Here is a 20,859-nt window from a genome sequence, read left to right as displayed (position 1 = left end):
CCTCGGGGGGCGGTGCTGGACCGCCAACTGGCCCCTAAGGCAAGGTATTTGAAATGGGTAGTATGCATCCCGTACAGGTGATCGCGGTGACCGGCGGCAAGGGCGGCGTCGGCAAGACCAACGTGTCCGTGAACCTCTCGCTGGCCCTGGCTGATCTTGGCCGTCGCGTCATGTTGCTGGACGCCGACCTCGGCCTGGCCAACGTCGACGTCCTGCTCGGCCTCACCGCCAAGCGCACCCTGGCCGATGTGATCAATGGCGAATGCGACCTGCGCGACGTGCTGTTGCAGGGACCGGGGGGCATTCGTATCGTCCCGGCCGCCTCCGGCACCCAGAGCATGGTGCAGCTTTCGCCCATGCAGCACGCCGGCCTGATCCAGGCATTCAGTGAAATCAGCGACAACCTCGATGTGCTGGTGATCGACACCGCCGCCGGCATCGGCGATTCCGTGGTCAGCTTCGTCCGGGCAGCGCAGGAAGTGATAGTGGTCGTCTGCGACGAACCGACTTCCATCACCGACGCCTACGCGCTGATCAAGCTGCTCAACCGCGATTACGGCATGAACCGCTTCCGCGTGCTGGCCAATATGGCCCACAGCCCGCAGGAAGGGCGCAACCTGTTCGCCAAACTGACCAAGGTTACCGACCGTTTCCTCGACGTCGCCCTGCAGTACGTGGGTGCCGTGCCCTACGACGAGTCGGTGCGCAAGGCTGTGCAGAAGCAGCGCGCGGTCTATGAAGCCTTCCCGCGTTCGAAGTGCTCCCTGGCCTTCAAGGCCATCGCGCAGAAGGTCGACAGCTGGCCGCTACCGGCCAATCCGCGGGGCCACCTGGAGTTCTTCGTCGAGCGGCTGGTCCGGCAGCCGTCTGCGGAAACCCCTGTATGACACCCGCCACGGGGCTGCGTATGTACGGCAAGGCACAGGCAAGGGATTCGCAACATCAGTTGATCGAGCGCTATGCCCCCCTGGTCAAGCGCATCGCCTATCACCTGCTCGCGCGCCTGCCGGCCAGCGTTCAGGTGGAAGACTTGATGCAGTCCGGGATGATCGGGTTGCTCGAGGCCTCGAAGAAATACGACGGTAGCAAGGGCGCCAGCTTCGAAACCTACGCCGGCATCCGCATCCGCGGGGCCATGCTCGACGAAGTCCGCAAGGGCGACTGGGCGCCGCGCTCGGTGCATCGCAATACGCGCATGGTGAGTGATGCGATCCGCACCATCGAGGCCAGAACTGGCCGTGACGCTAAAGATCAGGAAGTTGCTGCCGAACTTGGATTGAGTCTCGAAGACTACTACGGCATCCTGAGCGACACCTTGGGCAGCCGCCTGTTCAGCTTCGACGACCTGTTGCAGGACGGCGAGCAGGGCGGCGTGCACGAGGACGCCGGTGTCACCCAATTCTCGCCTTCCCATGATCTGGAAGAAGATCGTTTCCAGGCCGCGCTGGCTGATGCCATCGCGAACCTGCCGGAGCGTGAGCGCCTGGTGCTGGCGCTGTATTACGACGAAGAACTGAACTTGAAGGAAATCGGTGAAGTGCTGGGGGTCAGCGAGTCGCGAGTCAGCCAGTTGCATAGCCAGTGCGCGGCACGTCTGCGCGCACGGCTGGGCGAATGGCGCGCGCGCTGAGCGGTACACCGCTTTCGGATTTGAATGGCGTCCCCGGCAAGAGGGGCGTTTGAGACTGTACGGAGGTCGACTTGGACAAGAACATGAAAATCCTCATCGTTGATGATTTCTCGACGATGAGACGCATCATCAAGAACCTCTTGCGCGACTTGGGATTCACCAATACCGCCGAAGCGGACGACGGCACCACGGCCCTGCCGATGCTGCACAGCGGAAACTTCGACTTCCTCGTGACCGACTGGAACATGCCTGGCATGACCGGTATCGATCTGCTGCGCGCGGTACGCGCCGATGAGCGCCTTAAGCACCTGCCGGTCCTGATGGTGACTGCCGAGGCCAAGCGCGACCAGATCATCGAAGCGGCCCAGGCCGGTGTGAACGGCTATGTGGTCAAGCCTTTCACTGCCCAGGTCCTGAAAGAAAAAATCGAGAAGATCTTCGAGCGGGTCAACGGCTGAATGTCAGCCGCGAGGGCACCATGGACCAGAAAGAACACCTGCTGGGAGACTTCGAGTCGACCCTGAAAGTCCGTGCGCGGGAATTGGTGGATAGCCTCGAGAAAGGCAACTTCACCGACGCCGTGCAACTCATCCACGAACTCAATCACGTCCGTGATCGCGGCCTCTACCAGGAAGTCGGCAAGCTCACTCGTGAGTTGCACAACGCCATCGTCAACTTCCAGATCGACCCGCATCTGCCCCATGCCCAGGAAATGTCGCAGATCGCCGATGCGACTGACCGTCTTTCCTATGTGGTGCAAATGACCGAGAAGGCCGCCAACCGCACCATGGATCTGGTGGAGGAAAGCGCGCCACTGCTCAACGGCCTGAGCGACGAAGCCCAGAAGCTGGGTGAGGAATGGAGCCGCTTCATGCGTCGGGAAATCGGTGCGGACGGATTCCGTGACCTGGCCCGCCGCATCGAGCAGTTCCTCGCCCGCAGCCAGCGCGATACCGATGCGCTGTCCGGCAAGCTCAACGACATTCTGCTCGCGCAGGACTACCAGGACCTCACCGGCCAGGTGATCAAGCGCGTGACCCAGCTGGTTACCGAAGTGGAGAGCAACCTGGTCAAGCTGGTGATGATGGCCAGCCAGGTAGATCGCTACGCCGGCATCGAGCACGACCACGACGCGCTACGCGTTGAGCTGGAACAACAAAAAAATCCTTCCAGGGGTGAAGGTCCGCAGATCCATGCCGATATACGTGAGGACGTAGTGTCCGGACAGGACGACGTCGACGATCTGCTATCCAGCCTTGGGTTTTAGGGAGCACTCCACTTATGAGCTTCGACGCCGATGAAGAAATCCTCCAGGACTTCCTGGTAGAGGCCGGCGAGATTCTGGAGCAACTGTCCGAGCAGCTGGTCGAGCTGGAAAGCCGCCCGGACGACATGGACCTGCTCAACGCGATTTTCCGTGGTTTCCATACCGTGAAAGGCGGAGCTGGCTTCCTCCAGCTCAATGCGCTGGTGGAGTGCTGCCACATCGCCGAGAACGTTTTCGACATCCTGCGCAAGGGCGAGCGCCGCGTGGATGCCGAGCTGATGGACGTGGTGCTTCAGGCCCTGGACACGGTCAATGAAATGTTCCGCGAAGTACGTGAGCGCAGCGAACCGACGCCTGCGACTCGGGAACTGCTGGCTGCCTTGTCGCGTCTCGCTGAGCCGGCAGGCGCCGAGCCCGTGGTTGCTTCTTCGGTAGCTCCTGCTCCGGTGATCGTGGAGTCGGCTCCCGTCGAAGCGAAAGCCGATATCACCGACAGCGAGTTCGAGCAGTTGCTCGACGCGCTGGGCGATAACGCTGGTGGTGCCGCTGAGCCGGTTGCAGCCACTGCCGATGAAATCACTGACGACGAATTCGAAGCGCTGCTCGACCAGTTGCACGGCAAGGGCAAGTTCGTAGCTGCGGTTGAACCGGAAGCCGCCGTTGCGGCCAGCACCCCGGTGAGCGCCCTGGCGAGTGCTGGCGCGGGCGACGAAATTTCTGACGACGAGTTCGAGGACCTGCTGGACCAGCTGCATGGCAAGGGCAAGTTCAATGGCGCCGCTGAAGTCGCTGCCATCGCCCCGGCCGCTCCCGTCGTACCGGACGTACCAGCGAGCGGTGAAAACATCACCGATGACGAGTTCGAAGCGCTGCTCGATCAGTTGCACGGCAAGGGCAAGTTCAACGGTGCTACTGAAGAGCCGGCCGCGACCCCCGCTGTCAGCCGTCCTTCCCCCGTCGCTGCTCCAGCTCCAGCTCCAGTTGCCAGACCCGCTGCCAAGACCGAGCCGGCCTCGGCACCTCGTCAGTCCGCTGCACCTGCTGCCGCTGGTAATGGCGCTGCCGGCCCCGCAGTGGCCAGTGAGGCGGAAACCACCGTACGGGTGGATACCGCGCGCCTGGACGAGATCATGAACATGGTCGGCGAGCTGGTACTGGTGCGTAACCGTCTGGTACGCCTGGGCTCCAACAGCGGCGACGAGTCCATGGCCAAGGCCGTGTCCAACCTGGACGTGGTCACCGCCGACCTGCAGACCGCGGTGATGAAAACGCGGATGCAGCCGATCAAGAAAGTCTTCGGCCGTTTCCCGCGGCTGGTTCGTGACCTGGCGCGAAACCTGAAGAAGGAAATCAACCTCGAGCTGGTGGGCGAGGAAACCGACCTGGACAAGAACCTGGTCGAAGCCCTGGCCGATCCGCTGGTGCACCTGGTGCGCAACGCCGTCGACCACGGCATCGAATCGCCCGAAGAGCGCGAGGCCGCTGGCAAGCCGCGCACTGGCCGCGTTGTCCTCTCTGCCGAGCAGGAAGGCGACCACATCCTTCTGATGATCAGCGACGACGGCAAGGGCATGGATGCGGCCGTACTTCGCGCCAAGGCCGTGGAGAAGGGGCTGCTGGACAAGGATGCCGCCGAACGCCTGACTGAGCTGGAGTGCTACAACCTGATCTTCGCCCCGGGCTTCTCAACCAAGACCGAGATTTCCGATGTGTCTGGCCGCGGCGTCGGCATGGACGTGGTGAAGACCAAGATTTCCCAGCTCAACGGCACGGTGAACGTGTTCTCTCAGAAGGGCTCGGGCTCGAAGATCGTCATCAAGGTCCCGCTGACCCTGGCGATCATGCCGACGCTGATGGTGATGCTGGGCAACCAGGCTTTCGCCTTCCCGCTGGTGAACGTCAACGAGATCTTCCACCTGGACCTGTCGCGCACCAACGTGGTGGACGGCCAGGAAGTCGTGATCGTCCGCGACAAGGCCCTGCCGCTCTTCTACCTCAAACGCTGGCTGGTGCGAGATGCCGCCGTTGAGGAGCAGGGGGAGGGCCACGTTGTGATCCTTTCCGTGGGCACCCAACGCATTGGCTTCGTGGTCGACCAACTGGTGGGTCAGGAAGAAGTGGTGATCAAGCCACTGGGCAAGATGCTCCAGGGAACGCCGGGCATGTCCGGCGCCACCATTACCGGCGACGGCCGTATCGCACTGATCCTCGACGTGCCGAGCATGCTCAAGCATTACGCACGCCGTGGTTGATCTGGGGTGGCCGGGAACGGCCGCCCGCTAGGAGCTTTTTTCTTATGGCAGTCAAGGTTCTGGTGGTGGATGACTCCGGGTTCTTCCGCCGCCGCGTCTCGGAAATTCTTTCTTCCGACCCCAATATCCAGGTGGTGGGCACTGCCACCAATGGCCGCGAAGCCATTGACCAGGCACTGGCGCTCAAACCCGATGTCATCACCATGGATTACGAGATGCCGATGATGGACGGCATCACCGCAGTGCGGCACATCATGCAGCGCTGCCCGACGCCGGTCATGATGTTCTCCTCGCTGACCCACGAAGGCGCCCGCGTCACTCTCGATGCCCTGGATGCTGGCGCGGTGGATTTCCTGCCGAAGAATTTCGAGGACATCTCGCGCACCCCCGAGAAGGTCAAGCAACTGCTTTGCGAGAAAGTGCACAGCATCGCTCGCAGCAACCGCCGCTACAGCAGCTTCAGTGCCCCGGCGCAACCGGCTTATGCGGCCCCGGCAGCTGCCGCTAGCATCCCGGCACGCCCGGCTCATACCCCGGCTCATGCCCCGGCGCAGCCCAGCCATGCTGCACCGGCAACGCCGGCAGCCTCCGCCGCCCCAAAGCGTAAGGCCTACCGGTTGGTGGCGATTGGCACCTCCACCGGCGGGCCGGTTGCCCTGCAACGTGTACTCACCCAGCTGCCGGCCAATTTTCCGGCCCCCCTGGTATTGGTCCAGCACATGCCGGCGGCCTTCACCAAGGCTTTTGCCGAACGTCTGGACAAGCTTTGCCGGATTACCGTCAAGGAAGCGGAGGATGGTGACGTCCTGCGTCCGGGCCTGGCCCTGCTCGCACCCGGTGGCAAGCAGATGATGGTCGACACGCGTGGCGTGGTGCGCATCCTCCCCGGCGACGAGCGCCTGAACTACAAGCCCTGCGTGGACATCACCTTTGGCTCGGCGGCCAAGGCCTACAATGACAAGGTCCTGGCGGTGGTGCTGACCGGCATGGGCGCCGATGGTCGCGAAGGTGCGCGCCTGCTCAAGCAGGGCGGCAGCCAGATATGGGCACAGGATGAAGCCAGCTGCGTGATCTACGGCATGCCCATGGCAGTGGTGAAGGCCAACCTGGCCGATGCGGTCTATGGCCTGGACGATATTGGCCGCCACCTGGTCGAGGCGTGCATGTAATGGAGAAACCCAGGTAATGGATGTACTGAGCCTCATCGGGGTAATCCTGGCCTTCGTCGCCATCATCGGCGGCAATTACCTCGAAGGCGGCCATGCCGCAGCCCTGCTCAACGGACCTGCGGCACTCATCGTTCTGGGTGGCACCCTGGGCGCGGCTTTCCTGCAGACGCCCATGAGCATCTTCAAGCGAGCGCTGGCCATCTTCCGCTGGATTCTCTTTCCACCCCAAGTGGACCTCGCCGGTGGCATCACTCGTGTGGTGAACTGGAGCATGACCGCGCGCAAGGAGGGCTTGCTGGGCCTGGAACCGGTCGCCGACAGCGAACCCGACCCATTCGCTCGCAAGGGCCTGCAACTGCTGGTGGATGGCGCAGAACCGGAATCCATCCGCAGCATCCTCGAGGTTGATCTCTTCACCCAGGAGGGGCGCGACCTGCAAGCTGCCAAGGTATTCGAGAGCATGGGCGGCTACGCACCCACCATCGGCATCATCGGTGCCGTCATGGGCCTGATCCACGTAATGGGCAACCTGGCAGACCCCAGCCAACTGGGGGGCGGTATAGCGGTGGCCTTCGTCGCTACCATCTACGGCGTCGGTTTCGCCAACCTGCTGCTTCTGCCCATCGGCAACAAGCTGAAGTCCATCGCCATTCGCCAGTCGCGTTACCGCGAAATGCTGCTGGAGGGCATCCTCTCCATCGCCGAAGGCGAGAACCCGCGATCGATCGAACTCAAGCTGCAAGGCTTCATGGATTGAGGAACGGGCCATGGCGCGCAGGCGGCATCAGGAAGAACATGAGAATCACGAACGCTGGCTGGTGTCCTACGCGGACTTCATCACTCTGCTGTTCGCCTTCTTCGTGGTGATGTACTCCATCTCCTCGATCAACGAGGGCAAGTACAAGATCCTTTCGGAAACCTTGGTCGGCGTGTTCAACCAGCCCGACCGCTCGATCAAGCCGATCCCGGTAGGCGAGGAAAAGCCGCGTACCACCGAGCCTGACCGCAGCATGGTGGAAGAGAGCGAGCGTAGCCAGAGCTCGATCGACGATCCGGGTGCCGATCCGCTGCAAGAGATCGCCCAGAGCGTACGCGATGCCTTCGGCGACTTGATCAAATCCGAGCAGTTGAATGTGCGCGGTAACGAACTCTGGGTGGAGATCGAGATGAACTCCAGTCTGCTGTTTCCCAGTGGTGACGCCGTTCCCAATGACGTGGCTTTCACCTTGATCGAGAAAGTCGCCAGGATTCTGGCGCCCTACGACAATCCTGTTCACGTCGAAGGTTTCACTGACAACCTGCCCATCGCCACCTCGCAGTTCCCCTCCAATTGGGAGCTTTCCACGGCGCGTGCCGCCAGCATCGTGCGCATGCTGGCCATGGACGGTTTGGCGCCCCGCCGCCTGGCAGCGGTGGGCTATGGTGAGTTCCAGCCGGTTGCGGATAACGCCACGGCCGAAGGGCGCGCGCGCAATCGGCGCGTGGTGCTGGTGATCTCCCGCAATCTCGATGTGCGCCGCAGTGTCAGCGGCGTCGGTAGCGCCAATGCCAAGCCGGATGCCGCGCTGCAGAGGGCTGGCACGCAACCTGCACCAGCAGCGCCAGCACAGGCCCCTGCAGCGGGTGCCGTCAATTCCCCGTCACCTGCCCCATAGGGCAGGTTGAAAGTCTCGGTGCATCAGCGCAGCCGGGAGGATGAAGAAGATGAGAGTCTGGGCAGTAGCCAACCAAAAAGGTGGAGTCGGCAAGACCACCACGTCCATCGCCCTGGCAGGTCTGCTGGCCGATGCCGGCAAGCGCGTCGTGGTGGTTGACCTCGACCCCCACGGGTCGATGACCAGCTATTTCGGGCATGATCCGGACACGCTGGAACACAGCTGCTTCGACCTGTTCCTCAACCAGGGCAGCGTGCCCGATGGTTTGCCGCGCGAGCTGCTGCTGCAGACCAGCAACGAGCGCATCTCGCTGCTACCGTCCAGTACCGCACTTGCGACCCTCGAGCGCCAATCGCCGGGGCAGAATGGCCTCGGTCTGGTGATCGCCAAGAGCCTGGCGCAGCTCTGGCAGCAGTTCGACCACGCAATCATCGACAGCCCGCCGCTGCTCGGGGTGCTGATGGTCAACGCCCTGGCGGCCAGCCAGCAGCTGGTGATTCCGGTGCAGACCGAATTCCTTGCAGTGAAGGGCCTGGAACGCATGGTCAGCACGCTGAGCATGATCAACCGCTCGCGCAAGCAGGCTCTGCCCTACACCATCGTGCCGACGCTGTTCGACCGTCGGACCCAGGCGTCGCTCAATACCCTCAAAGTGCTGCGCAACAACTACCCGGAGAATCTCTGGCAGGCCTACATTCCGGTGGATACCCGACTGCGCGATGCCAGTCGCGCCGGCGTCACGCCGTCGCAGTACGACTCCAACAGCCGCGGCGTGATTGCCTACCGCGCTTTGCTCAAGCACCTGCTCAGCCAGCAACTGGCCACCCAGGTGGCCTGAGATGCGCTGCAACGCCGACTGCTGGAGCTCAAGTGAAGTGTGCCGCCTGCCGATAGGCTCTACAGATCAATTCCGTGGGTTCCCAACATGAGTCGTCCTCTCGCCACAGCCACCCGCCCGCAACTGGCTCTGCAGTCCTACCTGGATGCGCTGTTGCAAGAGGCTTCAGTCGAGCTGGCGGAAAGCATCAGCCGGGAAGAGTTCGAAGCCGCGGTGCTGGAAGAACAGGTACGTGACGCACGCCTGACTCACGTGCTGGAGGCAGCGCCGGCGCCGCTGGCTACTCCGATCCCGGTTGCGCCGGAGTTGGAAGTAGAGCCGCTGCTGGTCCTGGAGCCCGAAGTGCTTGTGCCGGCTGAGGTTGTGACCGCGCCGGAACTCGCGCAGGCGCGCGTCGAGCCGCTGGTAGAGCTCGGCATGCCGGGCGCGCTCCATTCAGATGTTCCCGCGCTCGTTGCCGGTGGGCGGCCCGCGTGGGGTGAAGAACCTTTCGAGTGCCTGCTGTTCGATGTCGCCGGACTGACACTGGCCGTTCCGCTGGTGTCGCTTGGCTCCATCTACCCTCTGGCCGGTCAGGAGCTGACGCCCTTGTTCGGACAGCCGGACTGGTTCCTCGGCATACTGCCGTGCCAGGCGGGCAACCTCAAAGTGCTGGATACCGCGCGCTGGGTCATGCCCGAGCGCTACCGTGACGACTTCCGCGAGGGCCTGCAGTACGTGATTTCGGTGCAGGGTTACGAGTGGGGGCTGGCGGTTCATCAGGTCAGCCGTTCCATCCGCCTGGACCCGAACGAAATCAAATGGCGCAGCCAGCGTAGCCAAAGGCCCTGGTTGGCCGGTACCGTAATCGAACACATGTGTGCGCTGCTGGACGTCTCGGCCCTCGCCGAGCTGATCGCCAGCGGCGCCATCAAGCGCATGTCACTTAATTGAGGGGTGGCTCCGTGCCGTACGGAGCTCCATGAACACAACAGCGGGTTAACCCGCGTACGCCGCCCAGGGTGGCTCAAGAGAGGCTAGGGAACATGAAGAAATCGTCCGCTCAAGGTGCCGAAGATCCCATCCTGCAATGGGTGACTTTCCGCCTGGACAATGAAACCTACGGCATCAACGTAATGCAGGTGCAGGAAGTTCTGCGTTACACCGAAATCGCTCCGGTACCGGGGGCCCCGAGCTACGTGCTGGGCATCATCAACCTGCGTGGCAACGTGGTGACGGTGATCGACACCCGCCAGCGTTTCGGCCTTGGCCCGGCGCCGGTGACCGATAACACCCGCATCGTCATCATCGAGGCGGACAAGCAGGTGGTGGGCATCCTCGTCGACAGCGTGGCCGAGGTCGTCTACCTCCGCCAGTCGGAGATCGAGACCGCCCCCAACGTCGGTAACGACGAATCCGCCAAGTTCATCCAGGGCGTCTGCAACAAGAACGGCGAACTGCTGATCCTCGTCGAGCTGGACAAGATGATGAGCGAGGAAGAGTGGTCCGAGCTGGAGAGCATCTGAGTTGATCTGGATTGCACTGCTCGCGGTGGTTCTGGCCCTGGCCTGCGCTGGCCTGGGAGCGACTTGCTACTGGCTGGCCAAGCGCCTGCGCCAGGAAGTGGAGGCGCAGGCCAAGCGCGACGCAGTGCGCGACCAGAAGATCAAGGAGCTGGGGCGCCGTCTCGAAGCCTATTTCGACGGCAGCGTGCGTATGGGCGAAGACCTTCAGGAGCTGCGTCGCGTAGTGGCTCCGCTGCCGGACAAACTGAGCCGGATGGAGCAGCGCGACCCCACGAGCCTTTCCTTCTCACAGGCGGCGCGTCTGGTAGGTCTCGGCGCCAGCGTCGATGACCTCACCCATTCCTGTGGGCTGACCAAGGCCGAAGCCGAACTGGTGAGCAGGCTCCATCAGGCAAAGTCGGAGCATGACTGATACCGGCAGCGAGGGTTGCGCTGGCCACCACTCATGCACTGGCAACCTCACTTTCCGTCAGCTGCTTTAGCGCGAGCTGTTCTTAGCGCTATCGCCGTCCGTTCCAATCGTTCCAATTCTTGGCTATGCGCTTGACCTAAGCTGAAATTCCGGGGCTTCTCTCCGGGGAGGTCCGGCGATGCGTCTGCTTCCAGTTCTGTTGTTATGCCTGATGTCCTGCCTGCAGGCCCAGGAAGCCCCCATGGAAGTAAAGGGCGCAATGACGGTCAACGTGTTGCAGGCACGTTACCTGTATGAGCGCGGCGCGATCTTCATCGATGTAAGGCCTACGCGCGAGTGGACCTGGGGCCATATTCATGGCGCCCTGCACCTTGACCTGCTCGATCGGTTCAGTGACTTGGCCCAGCCACAATGGCCGCGCCAGATACCCCTGGTGATCTATTGCGACAGCGAGGTCTGCCCCCACGGTGCTCAGGCGGTGAAGATGGCCGTCAGCTGGGGCTATCGGCAGGTGTTCTATTTCCGCGAAGGGTACTTTGCGTGGCAATTGCAGGACTTCCCCCAGGGTAAGGGACTGGCGGGGGAACGCCTGGTACTCAGTAACCCGGACCGTTGAGCAGTGGCAGGGCAGGGGTGACATCACGTTCGGCATCGGGGTCGAAGCCGTCCGGGCATTTGCCTTTCAGGTACCAGGCGAATGCAATGATCTCAGCGATGGTGCGGTAGAGCGGCTCGGGGATGGCATCGCCCAGTTCCAGACGTGCAAGCAGACGTACCAGGTCGGCGTTCTCGTAGATGGGCACTTCGTACTCGCGGGCGATGGCGAGGATGGCTTCGGCCAGTTCGTCGTCGCCCTTGGCGGTCAGGTTGGGGGCGCTTGTACCGTCGTAGGAGAGGGCAATGGCCTGGCGCGGTCTCTTGCTCATGCGGTCTCATCCACCCAGCGTTGTTCGAGTGTGGTGCGGTGCCCGCGCGGTGGCTGGCCCTGGATGCAGGCCAGTTCGCCGACGGTAAGGCCCGCGGCCTGAAGGCGCTCACGCAGGTTCGGCAGTTCGCGATCTATCAATCCGGCGGTACCGGCGCGTTCCGCCCATAGCTGACTGGACAGGCTGCCCTGTGCCAGTTGCGCCTGGACCTGCAGTGGCCCTAGGGGCTCCAGATCGAAGGCCAGTTCGATACGCCAGAGACTTTCCTTGCGCTCGTTCTTTTCCTGCCGGCCTTCCTGCTCCTGTTGCAGCTTGATCTGCAGCGGGACGATGTCTTGCTGGTTGCGCATCGGCACTTCGAGCTGCCAGGTGGTCAGCAGGTTGCCTTCTGGCGTCACTTGGGTCTGGGCGAGGCTGGAGAGTTGATGCGTCTGCAGTCGGGAAACGGCAGCGGCGGCCAGTTTGAGCAGTGTTTCCAGGTCGCCTTCTTCTTCGGCGGCCTGCGCCAGGCGCGAGGGCAGGGGGAAACTCAGCGCCTGCTGGCGGGCATTGGCCTGGCCGAGGGCACCCAGAGCGTTGCGGATGAACGCCGGCAGTGCCTGGGCCATGGCATTGCTGGTGCCGATGGTCGGCAGGCTGGTGGCGGTAGGCAAAGACGGCAGCAACTGGGCGACCAGGCGCAGCAGGTTGGCCTTGAAGTCCTGGGCCAGGGAGCCGGACTGCCCGGCCAGGAGTCGTGACTCCAGTAGGGCACCGCTGTTCTCCAGGGCGGCTGCCAGGACCTTGGGGTCGCCAAGCTGGCGGATGTCGGGCAATGCGCCAAGCAGCTTGTCCATGGCCGCGCGCAGGTTTTCCGGCAGGCTCTCCCGGCCGGTGCTTTGCAGAGCGCCGAGCAAGGCGTCGAGGGAGCCCTGGCGGCTTTGCTGCCCGGCCAGTTGCTGGGTGAGTTCGAGTTGGTCCAATTGAGCGGCGAGGGGCAGGAACTGCAGCATCTGGCTACCTTGGACCTGGGCACTCAGCAGGCTGCCGATGGCCAGCGGGCGCGGGCTTTCGATGTTCAGTTGGCTACCGGCCAGCGGGGTGTTGAGCACGTTCACCAGTACCTTGTAGACCGCCGACTGGGCCTTGCCCTGGGTGGCCAGTTCGCTTGCCACGACCTTGCCCTGGACCAGGGTGCCCACCGGCAGCAGGTCGAGATCGAGGCTGCCGAGGGCACGTTCGCCGCCTTTTAGTGCCATGGCCAGGCGGGTATCCGACAGGGCAGTGATGTTGAGCAGGCTTCCCTGGGCCAAAGGGCGCGTGCTGCTGGCCTCAAGCGTGGTCTGAGTGCCATTGGCCAGGGTCAGCTTGAGCAGCAGTTGGAAGCTCTGAGCGGTTTCCTTCAGGGCGATGACTTCGGCGTCGGCGCTTTCACCGGCGGCCAGCAGTCCGTCCAGGGGCTGAAGCAGTTTGAGCGCCATGTCCGCCGCGTTTTGCACGAGGCGGGAAACGGGCTGGCTGGGTGGGAGAGGGCGCGCGCCGCTGATTTCGGTCATGAAGGGGTTACAACCTGTCGAAAAAGCTCGCTTCGGGGGGGGGATGTGGCATGTATAATGCCGCCCCGTCCGGGCCGGCTGCGAGCCTTGGAGTTCTCCATTATAGCGGCCGGCACCTTCCTGACTTGAATACATCCCGGGTACTCATGCCGTGACCAGTCCCTATCTCGAGACCGTGGCCCTCGCCTGCGAGCGGGATTGGCGCCTGCTGTTCGAGCGGCTGGACCTGCAACTGTCCCGTGGCGAGATGCTCCAGGTCGCCGGCCCCAATGGCAGTGGCAAGACCAGCCTGCTGCGTCTCCTCTGCGGTCTGATGCAGCCCACTGCCGGTGAAGTTCGCCTGAACGGCAAGCCATTGGCCAGCCAGCGCAGCGAGCTGGCGCGCAACCTCCTGTGGATCGGTCATGCCGCCGGTATCAAGGGTTTGCTGACCCCGGAGGAAAACCTGCGCTGGCTCTGCGCCTTGCACCAGCCCGCCGAGCGCGACGCCATCTGGCGGGCACTGGAAGCGGTCGGCCTGCGTGGTTTTGAAGATGTACCCTGCCACACCCTGTCCGCCGGGCAGCAGCGCCGCGTCGCGCTGGCACGCCTGTACCTGGACGCGCCACCGCTGTGGATTCTCGATGAACCCTTCACCGCCCTCGACAGGCAGGGTGTTGCCCAGCTAGAGGCTCATCTGGCGAGCCATTGCGAGCAGGGCGGCCTGGTTGTCTTCACGACTCACCACACCATGGGCCAGGTACCCACCGGCTACCGTGAACTCGACCTGGGGCAGCGCCGCGCATGAGCAACGTCTTCACACTGCTGGTCGCCCGCGAAGCCCGCCTGCTGGTACGCCGTCCGGCGGAATTGGCCAACCCGCTGGTGTTCTTCGCCATAGTGGTCGCATTGTTTCCGCTGGCCGTCGGCCCCGAGACCCAATTGTTGCAAAGCCTTTCCCCCGGCCTGGTCTGGGTAGCGGCCCTGCTGGCCGTCCTGCTCTCGCTGGACGGGCTTTTCCGCAGTGACTTCGAAGACGGCTCCCTCGAACAGTGGGTCGTTTCGCCGCACCCCCTGCCGCTTCTGGTCCTGGCCAAGGTGCTGGCACACTGGCTCTTTTCCGGATTGGCCCTGGTGCTGCTGGCCCCGTTGCTGGCACTGATGCTTGGCCTGCCGGCACGATGCCTGCCCGTCCTGCTGATTTCGCTGTTGCTGGGTACCCCGGTCTTGAGCCTGCTGGGCGCCGTCGGCGCCGCGCTGACTGTCGGTCTCAAGCGTGGTGGCCTCTTGCTGGCGCTGCTGATCCTGCCGCTGTACATCCCGGTGCTGATTCTCGGCAGCGGGGCGTTGCAGGCGGCCTTGCAAGGATTGCCGACCGTCGGCCACCTGTTGTGGCTGGCGAGCCTCACCGCCCTGGCGGTGACCCTGACACCCTTTGCCATTGCCGCTGGCCTGACCATCAGCGTCGGCGAATAAGAAATAGAGTTGCCCTGATGAGAAAACTGCCGATGTCCGAACAGGCCGCAGCGCCGAGCAGGTGGCCCCGATGAACTGGACCTGGTTCCACAAGCTCGGGTCGCCGAAGTGGTTCTATGAGATCAGCGGTCGCTGGCTGCCCTGGCTCGCCTGGGGAGCGGTGATCCTGATTACCCTCGGCCTGGTCTGGGGGTTGGCTTTCGCGCCGCCGGACTACCAGCAGGGCAACAGCTTCCGAATCATCTACATCCATGTGCCGGCGGCCTTCCTCGCCCAGTCCTGCTACATCATGCTCGCCGTGTGCGGGGTAGTGGGTCTGGTCTGGAAGATGAAACTCGCCGATGTCGCCTTGCAGGCCGCCGCGCCTATCGGTGCCTGGATGACCTTCGTGGCTCTGGTTACCGGCGCCATCTGGGGCAAGCCGACCTGGGGCGCCTGGTGGGTGTGGGATGCCCGCCTCACGTCGATGCTCATCCTTCTTTTTCTGTACTTCGGTCTCATTGCCCTCGGGCAGGCGATCAGCAATCGTGACAGTGCTGCCAAGGCCTGTGCGGTGCTGGCGATCGTCGGCGTGATCAATATCCCGATCATCAAGTACTCGGTGGAGTGGTGGAACACCCTGCACCAGCCTGCCACCTTCAAAATCACTGAGAAGCCGGCCATGCCGGCGGAAATGTGGGTGCCGCTGCTGATCATGGTGCTCGGCTTCTACTGCTTCTTCGGCGCCGTGATGCTGATGCGCATGCGCCTGGAAGTGCTCAAGCGCGAGTCCCGCGCCAGCTGGGCCAAGGCCGAGATTCAGGCACAAGTGGGTAAGGTCTGATGAGTTTTTCTTCCTTCACCGAATTTCTCGCCATGGGTAACCATGGCCTGTATGTCTGGACCGCCTACGGCATCAGCTTGGTGGTACTGGCCATCAACGTCGCTATGCCGCTAATCGCGCGGCGCCGTTACCTGCAAGACGAGGCGCGTCGTTTGCGCCGGGAGGAGTCGAAGTGAATCCGGTTCGCAAGAAGCGCCTGTTCATCATCCTTGCCATCCTGGCGGGTGTGGGCATCGCCGTGGCGCTGGCGCTGTCCGCGCTGCAACAGAACATCAACCTGTTCTACACCCCCACTCAGATCGCCAATGGCGAGGCCCCGCAGGACACCCGTATTCGTGCTGGCGGCATGGTGGAAAAGGGCTCGGTGCAACGCAGCGGCGACTCCCTGGACGTGCAGTTCGTCGTGACCGATTTCGCGAAGAACGTGACCATCCGCTACCACGGCATTCTTCCCGACCTGTTCCGTGAAGGGCAGGGCATTGTCGCCCTTGGCAAGCTGAATGCCGATGGCGTGCTGGTGGCTGACGAAGTGCTGGCCAAGCACGACGAGAACTACATGCCGCCGGAAGTGACCAAGGCCCTCAAGGAAAGTGGCCAACTCCCGAAGAAGGAGGGGTGACCTGATGATTCCCGAACTCGGCCACCTGGCCCTGATTCTTGCCCTGTGCATGGCTGTGGTGCAGGCGACCTTGCCGCTGATCGGCGCCTGGCGTGGTGACCGCCAGTGGATGAGCCTGGCTCAGCCCGCTGCCTGGGGGCAGTTCACCTTCCTGGCCTTTGCCTTCGGCTGCCTGACCTACGCGTTCATGGTGGATGACTTCTCCGTCGCCTATGTCGCCAGCAACTCCAACAGTGCACTGCCCTGGTACTTCAAGTTCAGTGCCGTCTGGGGCGCCCACGAAGGCTCGTTGCTGCTGTGGGCCCTGATCCTCGGTGGCTGGACCTTCGCGGTTTCGATCTTCTCCCGGCAACTGCCGGAAGTGATGCTGGCTCGTGTGCTGGCGGTCATGGGGATGATCAGCATCGGCTTCCTGCTGTTCCTGATCGTCACTTCCAACCCGTTCAATCGCCTGCTGCCGAACATGCCGGCTGACGGCAACGACCTCAATCCGTTGCTGCAGGACTTCGGCCTGATCGTCCATCCGCCGATGCTGTACATGGGCTACGTGGGCTTCTCGGTGGCCTTCGCCTTCGCCATCGCCGCATTGCTCGGCGGACGGCTGGATGCCGCCTGGGCGCGCTGGTCGCGGCCATGGACCATCATCGCCTGGGCTTTCCTTGGCGTCGGCATCGTGCTCGGCTCCTGGTGGGCCTACTACGAGCTGGGCTGGGGCGGCTGGTGGTTCTGGGATCCGGTGGAAAACGCCTCCTTCATGCCATGGCTGGTGGGCACTGCGCTGATTCACTCCCTGGCAGTGACCGAGAAACGCGGCGTGTTCAAGAGTTGGACCGTGCTGCTGGCCATCGCGGCGTTCTCCCTCAGCCTGCTGGGCACCTTCCTGGTCCGTTCCGGCGTGCTGACCTCTGTACACGCCTTTGCCTCCGACCCGGAGCGCGGTGTGTTCATCCTGGCGTTCCTGCTGTTGGTAGTGGGCGGTTCGCTGGCGCTGTTCGCGGTGCGTGCTCCCGTTGTGAAGAGCCAGGTGGGCTTCGCTCTCTGGTCCCGCGAGACCCTGCTCCTGGTGAACAACCTGGTGCTGGTGGTGGCGGCGTCGATGATCCTGCTCGGCACCCTCTACCCGCTGGTACTGGATGCCTTGTCTGGCGCCAAGCTGTCGGTGGGCCCGCCGTACTTCAATGCCCTGTTCCTGCCGTTGATGGGCCTCGTCATGCTGGCCCTGGCGGTCGGCGTGCTGGTGCGCTGGAAGGATACGCCGGTGAAATGGCTGCTGGGCATGCTCGGTCCGGTGCTGATCGGCAGCCTGCTGTTGGGTGTGCTGGCCGCCTTCTTCTATGGCGACTTCCACTGGGCGGTGCTGGCTGTGGGCGCGTTGTCCGCCTGGGTCGTGCTGGCCGGTGTTCGCGATCTGCTCGACAAGACCCGTCACAAGGGCCTGCTCAAAGGCGCCGCTGGCCTGACCCGTAGCTACTGGGGCATGCAACTGGCCCACGCCGGTATCGCCGTCTGTGCCCTGGGCGTAGTGCTATCCAGCCAGTACAGCGCTGAGCGCGACCTGCGGCTGGCTCCGGGCGAGTCGGTGGAGTTGGGCGGCTATCGTTTCCTCTTCGAGGGCGCTGCGCATCATGAAGGCCCGAACTTCACCTCCGACAAGGGAACCGTGACCGTCTATGAGGGCGAGAACCAGGTGACGGTATTGCACCCGGAGAAGCGGCTCTACACCGTTCAGCAATCGGTGATGACCGAAGCCGGCATCGACGCTGGCTTCACCCGCGATCTCTACGTCGCGCTCGGCGAACCCCTGGACAATGGCGCCTGGGCTGTGCGCGTTCACGTCAAACCCTTCGTCCGCTGGATCTGGCTGGGCGGCTTGCTGATGGGCCTTGGCGGCCTGCTGGCGGCCTTCGACCGCCGCTACCGCGTGAAAGTGAAGACCCGCGTCCGTGAGGCGCTGGGGATGGCTGGAGCCCAAGCATGAAGCGTTTGATCCTCGTCCTGCCGCTGCTGGGCTTCCTTGCCATCGCGGTATTCCTTTATCGCGGGCTGTTCCTTGACCCGGCCGAGTTACCCTCGGCCCTGATCGGCAAACCGTTCCCGGCCTTCTCGCTGCCCAATGTCACCGGCGAGCGCACCCTCACCGAGGCCGATCTCAAAGGTAAGCCGGCGCTGGTCAACGTCTGGGGCACCTGGTGTGTCTCCTGCCGCGTCGAGCACCCGGTGCTGAACAAGCTGGCACAGATGGGCGTGACCATCTACGGCGTCAACTACAAGGATGACAACGCCGCCGCGCTGAAATGGCTAAAGGAATTCCACAACCCTTATCAGCTGGACATCCGCGACGAACAGGGCAGCCTCGGTCTGGACCTGGGCGTGTATGGCGCGCCGGAAACCTTCCTGATCGACAAGGACGGCATCATTCGCCACAAGTTCGTCGGCGTGATCGACGAAGTGGTCTGGCGCGAGCAACTGGCCCCTCTGTACCAGTCCCTGGCGGATGAGGGCGGCAAATGAAGCGTCTGATCGCTGCTGCCCTGCTGGGGCTGGCCCTTACCGGTGTCGCCAAGGCCGCCATCGATACCTACCAGTTCAAGGATGAGGCCGAGCGCGAGCGCTTCCGCGTCCTGACCGAAGAACTGCGTTGCCCGAAGTGCCAGAACCAGAATATCGCCGACTCCAACGCACCGATTGCCACCGACCTGCGCCGGGAAATCTTCCGCATGCTGGAGGAGGGCAAGAACAACGACGAGATCGTCGACTACCTGGTGGCGCGCTACGGCGACTTCGTGCGCTACAAGCCGCCGGTCAACGCCCGCACCGTGTTGCTCTGGTATGGCCCCGCTGGCCTGCTGATAGGAGGGCTGGTGGTGCTGGGCATCATCGTCGTCCGCCGCCGCCGGGTAGAGAACAGCCCTGCGCAGGTGCTGCTTTCCGCCGATGAGCAGGCCCGCCTCGATGCCCTGCTGAACTCCGAGAACCAGGACAAGAAAGACTCATGATCGATTTCTGGCTCGCCGCCGGCCTGCTTCTGCTGGTCGCCCTGGCTTTCCTGCTGATCCCCGTGCTCCGCGGCCGCAAGGCCCAGACCGAGGAAGACCGCACCGCCCTCAACGTGGCCCTTTATCAGGAGCGCCTGGACGAACTGGACTCCCAGCACGCCGCCGGCACCCTGACGGCCGAGCAGTTCGAGGCTGGCCGCGCAGAAGCAGCCCGTGAGCTGTTGGCCGATACCGAAGGTGCCGACATCAACCGCATTTCCCGGTTGGGCAAGGCCCTGCCGCTGGTGGCCGCCATCCTTGCACCGGCACTCGGTTTTGGCCTGTACCTGCATTGGGGCGCCAGCAACAAGGTGGAGCTGGCCCGTGAACTGCGCGAGCAGCCCCGCAGCATCGAAGAAATGACTTCGCGCCTGGAGCGAGTGGTCGAGGCACAGCCGGAATCCGCTGAAGGCTGGTACTTCCTTGGTCGTACTTACATGGCCCAGGATCGGCCGGCGGACGCCGCGCGTGCCTACGAGCAGGCGGTCAAGCGCGGGGGCCGTGAGCCCGAGCTGCTTGGCCAGTGGGCACAGGCCCTGTACTTCGCCAGCCAGAAGAAGCTGACCCCCGAGGTCAAGGCGCTCACTGAAGAGGCCCTGAAGGCCGACCCCAACGAAATCACCAGTCTCGGACTGCTTGGTATTGCAGGCTTCGAGGAAGGCCGCTTCCAGGATGCGATCACCTACTGGGAGCGCCTGATCACCCAGCTTCCGGCTGACGACCCGTCCCGCGCTGCCCTGCAGGGCGGTATCGACAAGGCGCGCGAAAAGCTCAAGGAAAGCGGTGTGGCAGTAGAAGAGCCTGCCGCAGCCCCGGCGCCAACCGGTGCCCAGCTCAAGGTCCATGTCGATCTGGCGGCAGCACTGAAGGATAAGGTGCAGCCGGGCGACAGTGTGTTCATCTTCGCCCGCGCCACCTCCGGTCCGCCCATGCCACTGGCGGTCAAGCGCATGACTGTGGCCGACCTGCCGGTGGAAGTAAGCCTGAGCGACGCGGACGCGATGATGCCGCAGCTTAAGCTGTCCAACTTCCCACAGGTGCAACTGGTCGCCCGGATCTCCCGTAGTGGCAATGCGACCGCAGGTGAATGGATAGGAAGCAGTTCGCCGCTGTCTACTGGTACGTCGGATACCCAACGACTGACCATCGACAGCCCGGACAAGAAATGACCATCCAAACTGCACTTTCGGCAGCGCCGAGCACTCGCTTCGGCCTGCCCCTGATCTGTCTCCTGCTGACCCTGGCCGGCTGTGCTGGCCAGGGTCCGTACCATGAACCCGATGAGCCGGAGTGGGAGCCTTCCCGCAAGCCGCCAGCGGTTCAGACTCCGCCGCCGCAGAATCGCCCCATTCCGCCGGTGCAGCCGCAGCCTCCCAAGCAGGCCCCGCGCATGAAGGCCCACCCGCGCTTCGCTCCGCCACCCGGTGGTAATTGCTATTGGGATACCGGCCTGGGCGTCTATGTGCTCGAAGGTGAGCGCAACGTCTTCTATCGCGAGCGCGTTTACTATCGCTGGGATAATGGCTGGAGCTATTCCAATAGCCCGCAGGGACCCTGGCAGCCCACCGACGCCAGCGGCGTTCCGGCAGGTCTAGGCCGGCATTTCCACTGATTCCGGCGTTGTGGAGCGAGCCCGCTGTCCGCTCCACGTCCCCTGGCCGCGCCGGGCCATAAGAGAAGATCTACACATCCTTGCCCCCGCCAGTTGCCCTCGACGAGCACCTTATGTAGTGTGCTG

At 63.4% G+C, this 20,859-nt stretch carries 25 protein-coding genes; 23 read left to right on the top strand and 2 right to left on the bottom strand.

Annotated features, from left to right (window positions below; all coding sequences use genetic code 11):
* Positions 1 to 53: 53 nt before the first annotated feature.
* The 13 genes from fleN to SA496_RS17380 all read left to right on the top strand — a co-directional run bounded on the left by fleN (position 54) and on the right by SA496_RS17380 (position 11,344).
* The gene (gene fleN / locus SA496_RS17440; protein WP_120649956.1) at positions 54 to 887 is read left to right on the top strand and encodes a flagellar synthesis regulator FleN; all 834 of its coding nucleotides are present in this window, start codon (positions 54 to 56) and stop codon (positions 885 to 887) included.
* Positions 884 to 1,630, top strand: a complete 747-nt coding sequence (fliA, locus tag SA496_RS17435) for an RNA polymerase sigma factor FliA (protein ID WP_028626565.1) — start codon at positions 884 to 886, stop codon at positions 1,628 to 1,630. The genes fleN and fliA overlap by 4 nt, the downstream gene beginning before the upstream one ends.
* Positions 1,631 to 1,713: 83 nt before the next feature.
* The gene (locus tag SA496_RS17430) at positions 1,714 to 2,088 is read left to right on the top strand and encodes a chemotaxis response regulator CheY (RefSeq protein WP_003083073.1); all 375 of its coding nucleotides are present in this window, start codon (positions 1,714 to 1,716) and stop codon (positions 2,086 to 2,088) included.
* 20 nt (positions 2,089 to 2,108) lie between these two features.
* Positions 2,109 to 2,897, top strand: a complete 789-nt coding sequence (locus SA496_RS17425) for a protein phosphatase CheZ (protein WP_120649957.1) — start codon at positions 2,109 to 2,111, stop codon at positions 2,895 to 2,897.
* A gap of 14 nt (positions 2,898 to 2,911) precedes the next feature.
* A complete protein-coding gene (locus SA496_RS17420; RefSeq protein ID WP_330114205.1) occupies positions 2,912 to 5,149 on the top strand; it encodes a chemotaxis protein CheA in 2,238 nt (745 codons plus the stop codon).
* Between the two features lie 44 nt (positions 5,150 to 5,193).
* Positions 5,194 to 6,318 (top strand): protein-glutamate methylesterase/protein-glutamine glutaminase, encoded by a 1,125-nt coding sequence (locus tag SA496_RS17415; RefSeq protein WP_330114204.1) that lies wholly within the window; start codon positions 5,194 to 5,196, stop codon positions 6,316 to 6,318.
* A gap of 16 nt (positions 6,319 to 6,334) precedes the next feature.
* Positions 6,335 to 7,075, top strand: a complete 741-nt coding sequence (locus SA496_RS17410) for a flagellar motor protein (protein ID WP_120649960.1) — start codon at positions 6,335 to 6,337, stop codon at positions 7,073 to 7,075.
* A gap of 10 nt (positions 7,076 to 7,085) precedes the next feature.
* Positions 7,086 to 7,973, top strand: coding sequence for a flagellar motor protein MotD (gene motD, locus SA496_RS17405; protein ID WP_120649961.1), 888 nt, complete (start codon positions 7,086 to 7,088; stop codon positions 7,971 to 7,973).
* 49 nt (positions 7,974 to 8,022) lie between these two features.
* Complete coding sequence (locus tag SA496_RS17400) at positions 8,023 to 8,811, top strand: ParA family protein (protein WP_120649962.1); 789 nt, start codon at positions 8,023 to 8,025, stop codon at positions 8,809 to 8,811.
* 87 nt (positions 8,812 to 8,898) lie between these two features.
* Positions 8,899 to 9,744: a CheW domain-containing protein gene (locus SA496_RS17395; protein WP_120649963.1), complete on the top strand. Its 846-nt coding sequence runs from the start codon at positions 8,899 to 8,901 to the stop codon at positions 9,742 to 9,744.
* 92 nt (positions 9,745 to 9,836) lie between these two features.
* Complete coding sequence (locus SA496_RS17390) at positions 9,837 to 10,316, top strand: chemotaxis protein CheW (protein ID WP_016493839.1); 480 nt, start codon at positions 9,837 to 9,839, stop codon at positions 10,314 to 10,316.
* A 1-nt stretch (position 10,317) separates the two neighbouring features.
* Positions 10,318 to 10,728, top strand: a complete 411-nt coding sequence (locus tag SA496_RS17385; RefSeq protein WP_120649964.1) for a DUF2802 domain-containing protein — start codon at positions 10,318 to 10,320, stop codon at positions 10,726 to 10,728.
* Positions 10,729 to 10,906: 178 nt separating this feature from the next.
* Complete coding sequence (locus tag SA496_RS17380; RefSeq protein ID WP_120649965.1) at positions 10,907 to 11,344, top strand: rhodanese-like domain-containing protein; 438 nt, start codon at positions 10,907 to 10,909, stop codon at positions 11,342 to 11,344.
* Here the strand turns inward: SA496_RS17380 and SA496_RS17375 are convergent.
* Entirely contained in the window at positions 11,325 to 11,654 is a 330-nt protein-coding gene (locus SA496_RS17375) for an EscU/YscU/HrcU family type III secretion system export apparatus switch protein (protein WP_120649966.1), read from the bottom strand. The genes SA496_RS17380 and SA496_RS17375 overlap by 20 nt on opposite strands.
* Positions 11,651 to 13,189, bottom strand: a complete 1,539-nt coding sequence (gene fliK, locus SA496_RS17370; RefSeq protein ID WP_330114203.1) for a flagellar hook-length control protein FliK — start codon at positions 13,187 to 13,189, stop codon at positions 11,651 to 11,653. The genes SA496_RS17375 and fliK overlap by 4 nt, the downstream gene beginning before the upstream one ends.
* A 133-nt stretch (positions 13,190 to 13,322) precedes the next feature.
* Between fliK and ccmA the strand changes: the two genes are divergently transcribed.
* The 10 genes from ccmA (at position 13,323) to SA496_RS17320 (ending at position 20,733) form a co-directional block, all read left to right on the top strand.
* Positions 13,323 to 13,976, top strand: coding sequence for a cytochrome c biogenesis heme-transporting ATPase CcmA (ccmA, locus tag SA496_RS17365; protein WP_330115652.1), 654 nt, complete (start codon positions 13,323 to 13,325; stop codon positions 13,974 to 13,976).
* Positions 13,973 to 14,644 (top strand): heme exporter protein CcmB, encoded by a 672-nt coding sequence (gene ccmB, locus SA496_RS17360; RefSeq protein WP_120649969.1) that lies wholly within the window; start codon positions 13,973 to 13,975, stop codon positions 14,642 to 14,644. Before ccmA ends, ccmB begins: the two co-directional genes overlap by 4 nt.
* Positions 14,645 to 14,714: 70 nt before the next feature.
* Complete coding sequence (locus SA496_RS17355; protein ID WP_120649970.1) at positions 14,715 to 15,467, top strand: heme ABC transporter permease; 753 nt, start codon at positions 14,715 to 14,717, stop codon at positions 15,465 to 15,467.
* Positions 15,467 to 15,643 (top strand): heme exporter protein CcmD, encoded by a 177-nt coding sequence (gene ccmD, locus SA496_RS17350; protein ID WP_120649971.1) that lies wholly within the window; start codon positions 15,467 to 15,469, stop codon positions 15,641 to 15,643. The genes SA496_RS17355 and ccmD overlap by 1 nt, the downstream gene beginning before the upstream one ends.
* Positions 15,640 to 16,086, top strand: a complete 447-nt coding sequence (ccmE, locus tag SA496_RS17345; protein ID WP_120649972.1) for a cytochrome c maturation protein CcmE — start codon at positions 15,640 to 15,642, stop codon at positions 16,084 to 16,086. Before ccmD ends, ccmE begins: the two co-directional genes overlap by 4 nt.
* Positions 16,087 to 16,090: 4 nt before the next feature.
* A complete protein-coding gene (locus SA496_RS17340) occupies positions 16,091 to 18,064 on the top strand; it encodes a heme lyase CcmF/NrfE family subunit (RefSeq protein WP_153917418.1) in 1,974 nt (657 codons plus the stop codon).
* Positions 18,061 to 18,597, top strand: coding sequence for a DsbE family thiol:disulfide interchange protein (locus tag SA496_RS17335; RefSeq protein ID WP_120649974.1), 537 nt, complete (start codon positions 18,061 to 18,063; stop codon positions 18,595 to 18,597). Before SA496_RS17340 ends, SA496_RS17335 begins: the two co-directional genes overlap by 4 nt.
* Positions 18,594 to 19,082 (top strand): cytochrome c-type biogenesis protein, encoded by a 489-nt coding sequence (locus SA496_RS17330; protein ID WP_120649975.1) that lies wholly within the window; start codon positions 18,594 to 18,596, stop codon positions 19,080 to 19,082. The genes SA496_RS17335 and SA496_RS17330 overlap by 4 nt, the downstream gene beginning before the upstream one ends.
* On the top strand, positions 19,079 to 20,290 hold the full coding sequence (gene ccmI, locus SA496_RS17325) for a c-type cytochrome biogenesis protein CcmI (RefSeq protein WP_120649976.1): 1,212 nt from the start codon (positions 19,079 to 19,081) through the stop codon (positions 20,288 to 20,290). The genes SA496_RS17330 and ccmI overlap by 4 nt, the downstream gene beginning before the upstream one ends.
* A complete protein-coding gene (locus tag SA496_RS17320) occupies positions 20,287 to 20,733 on the top strand; it encodes a hypothetical protein (RefSeq protein WP_153917420.1) in 447 nt (148 codons plus the stop codon). Before ccmI ends, SA496_RS17320 begins: the two co-directional genes overlap by 4 nt.
* The last annotated feature ends 126 nt before the right edge of the window (positions 20,734 to 20,859 follow it).

Source organism: Pseudomonas sp. JS3066, assembly GCF_036328175.1.
Lineage (GTDB): Bacteria > Pseudomonadota > Gammaproteobacteria > Pseudomonadales > Pseudomonadaceae > Metapseudomonas.
Note: the sequence above shows the minus strand (reverse complement) of the source record. Positions and strands in the feature narration are given on the sequence as shown.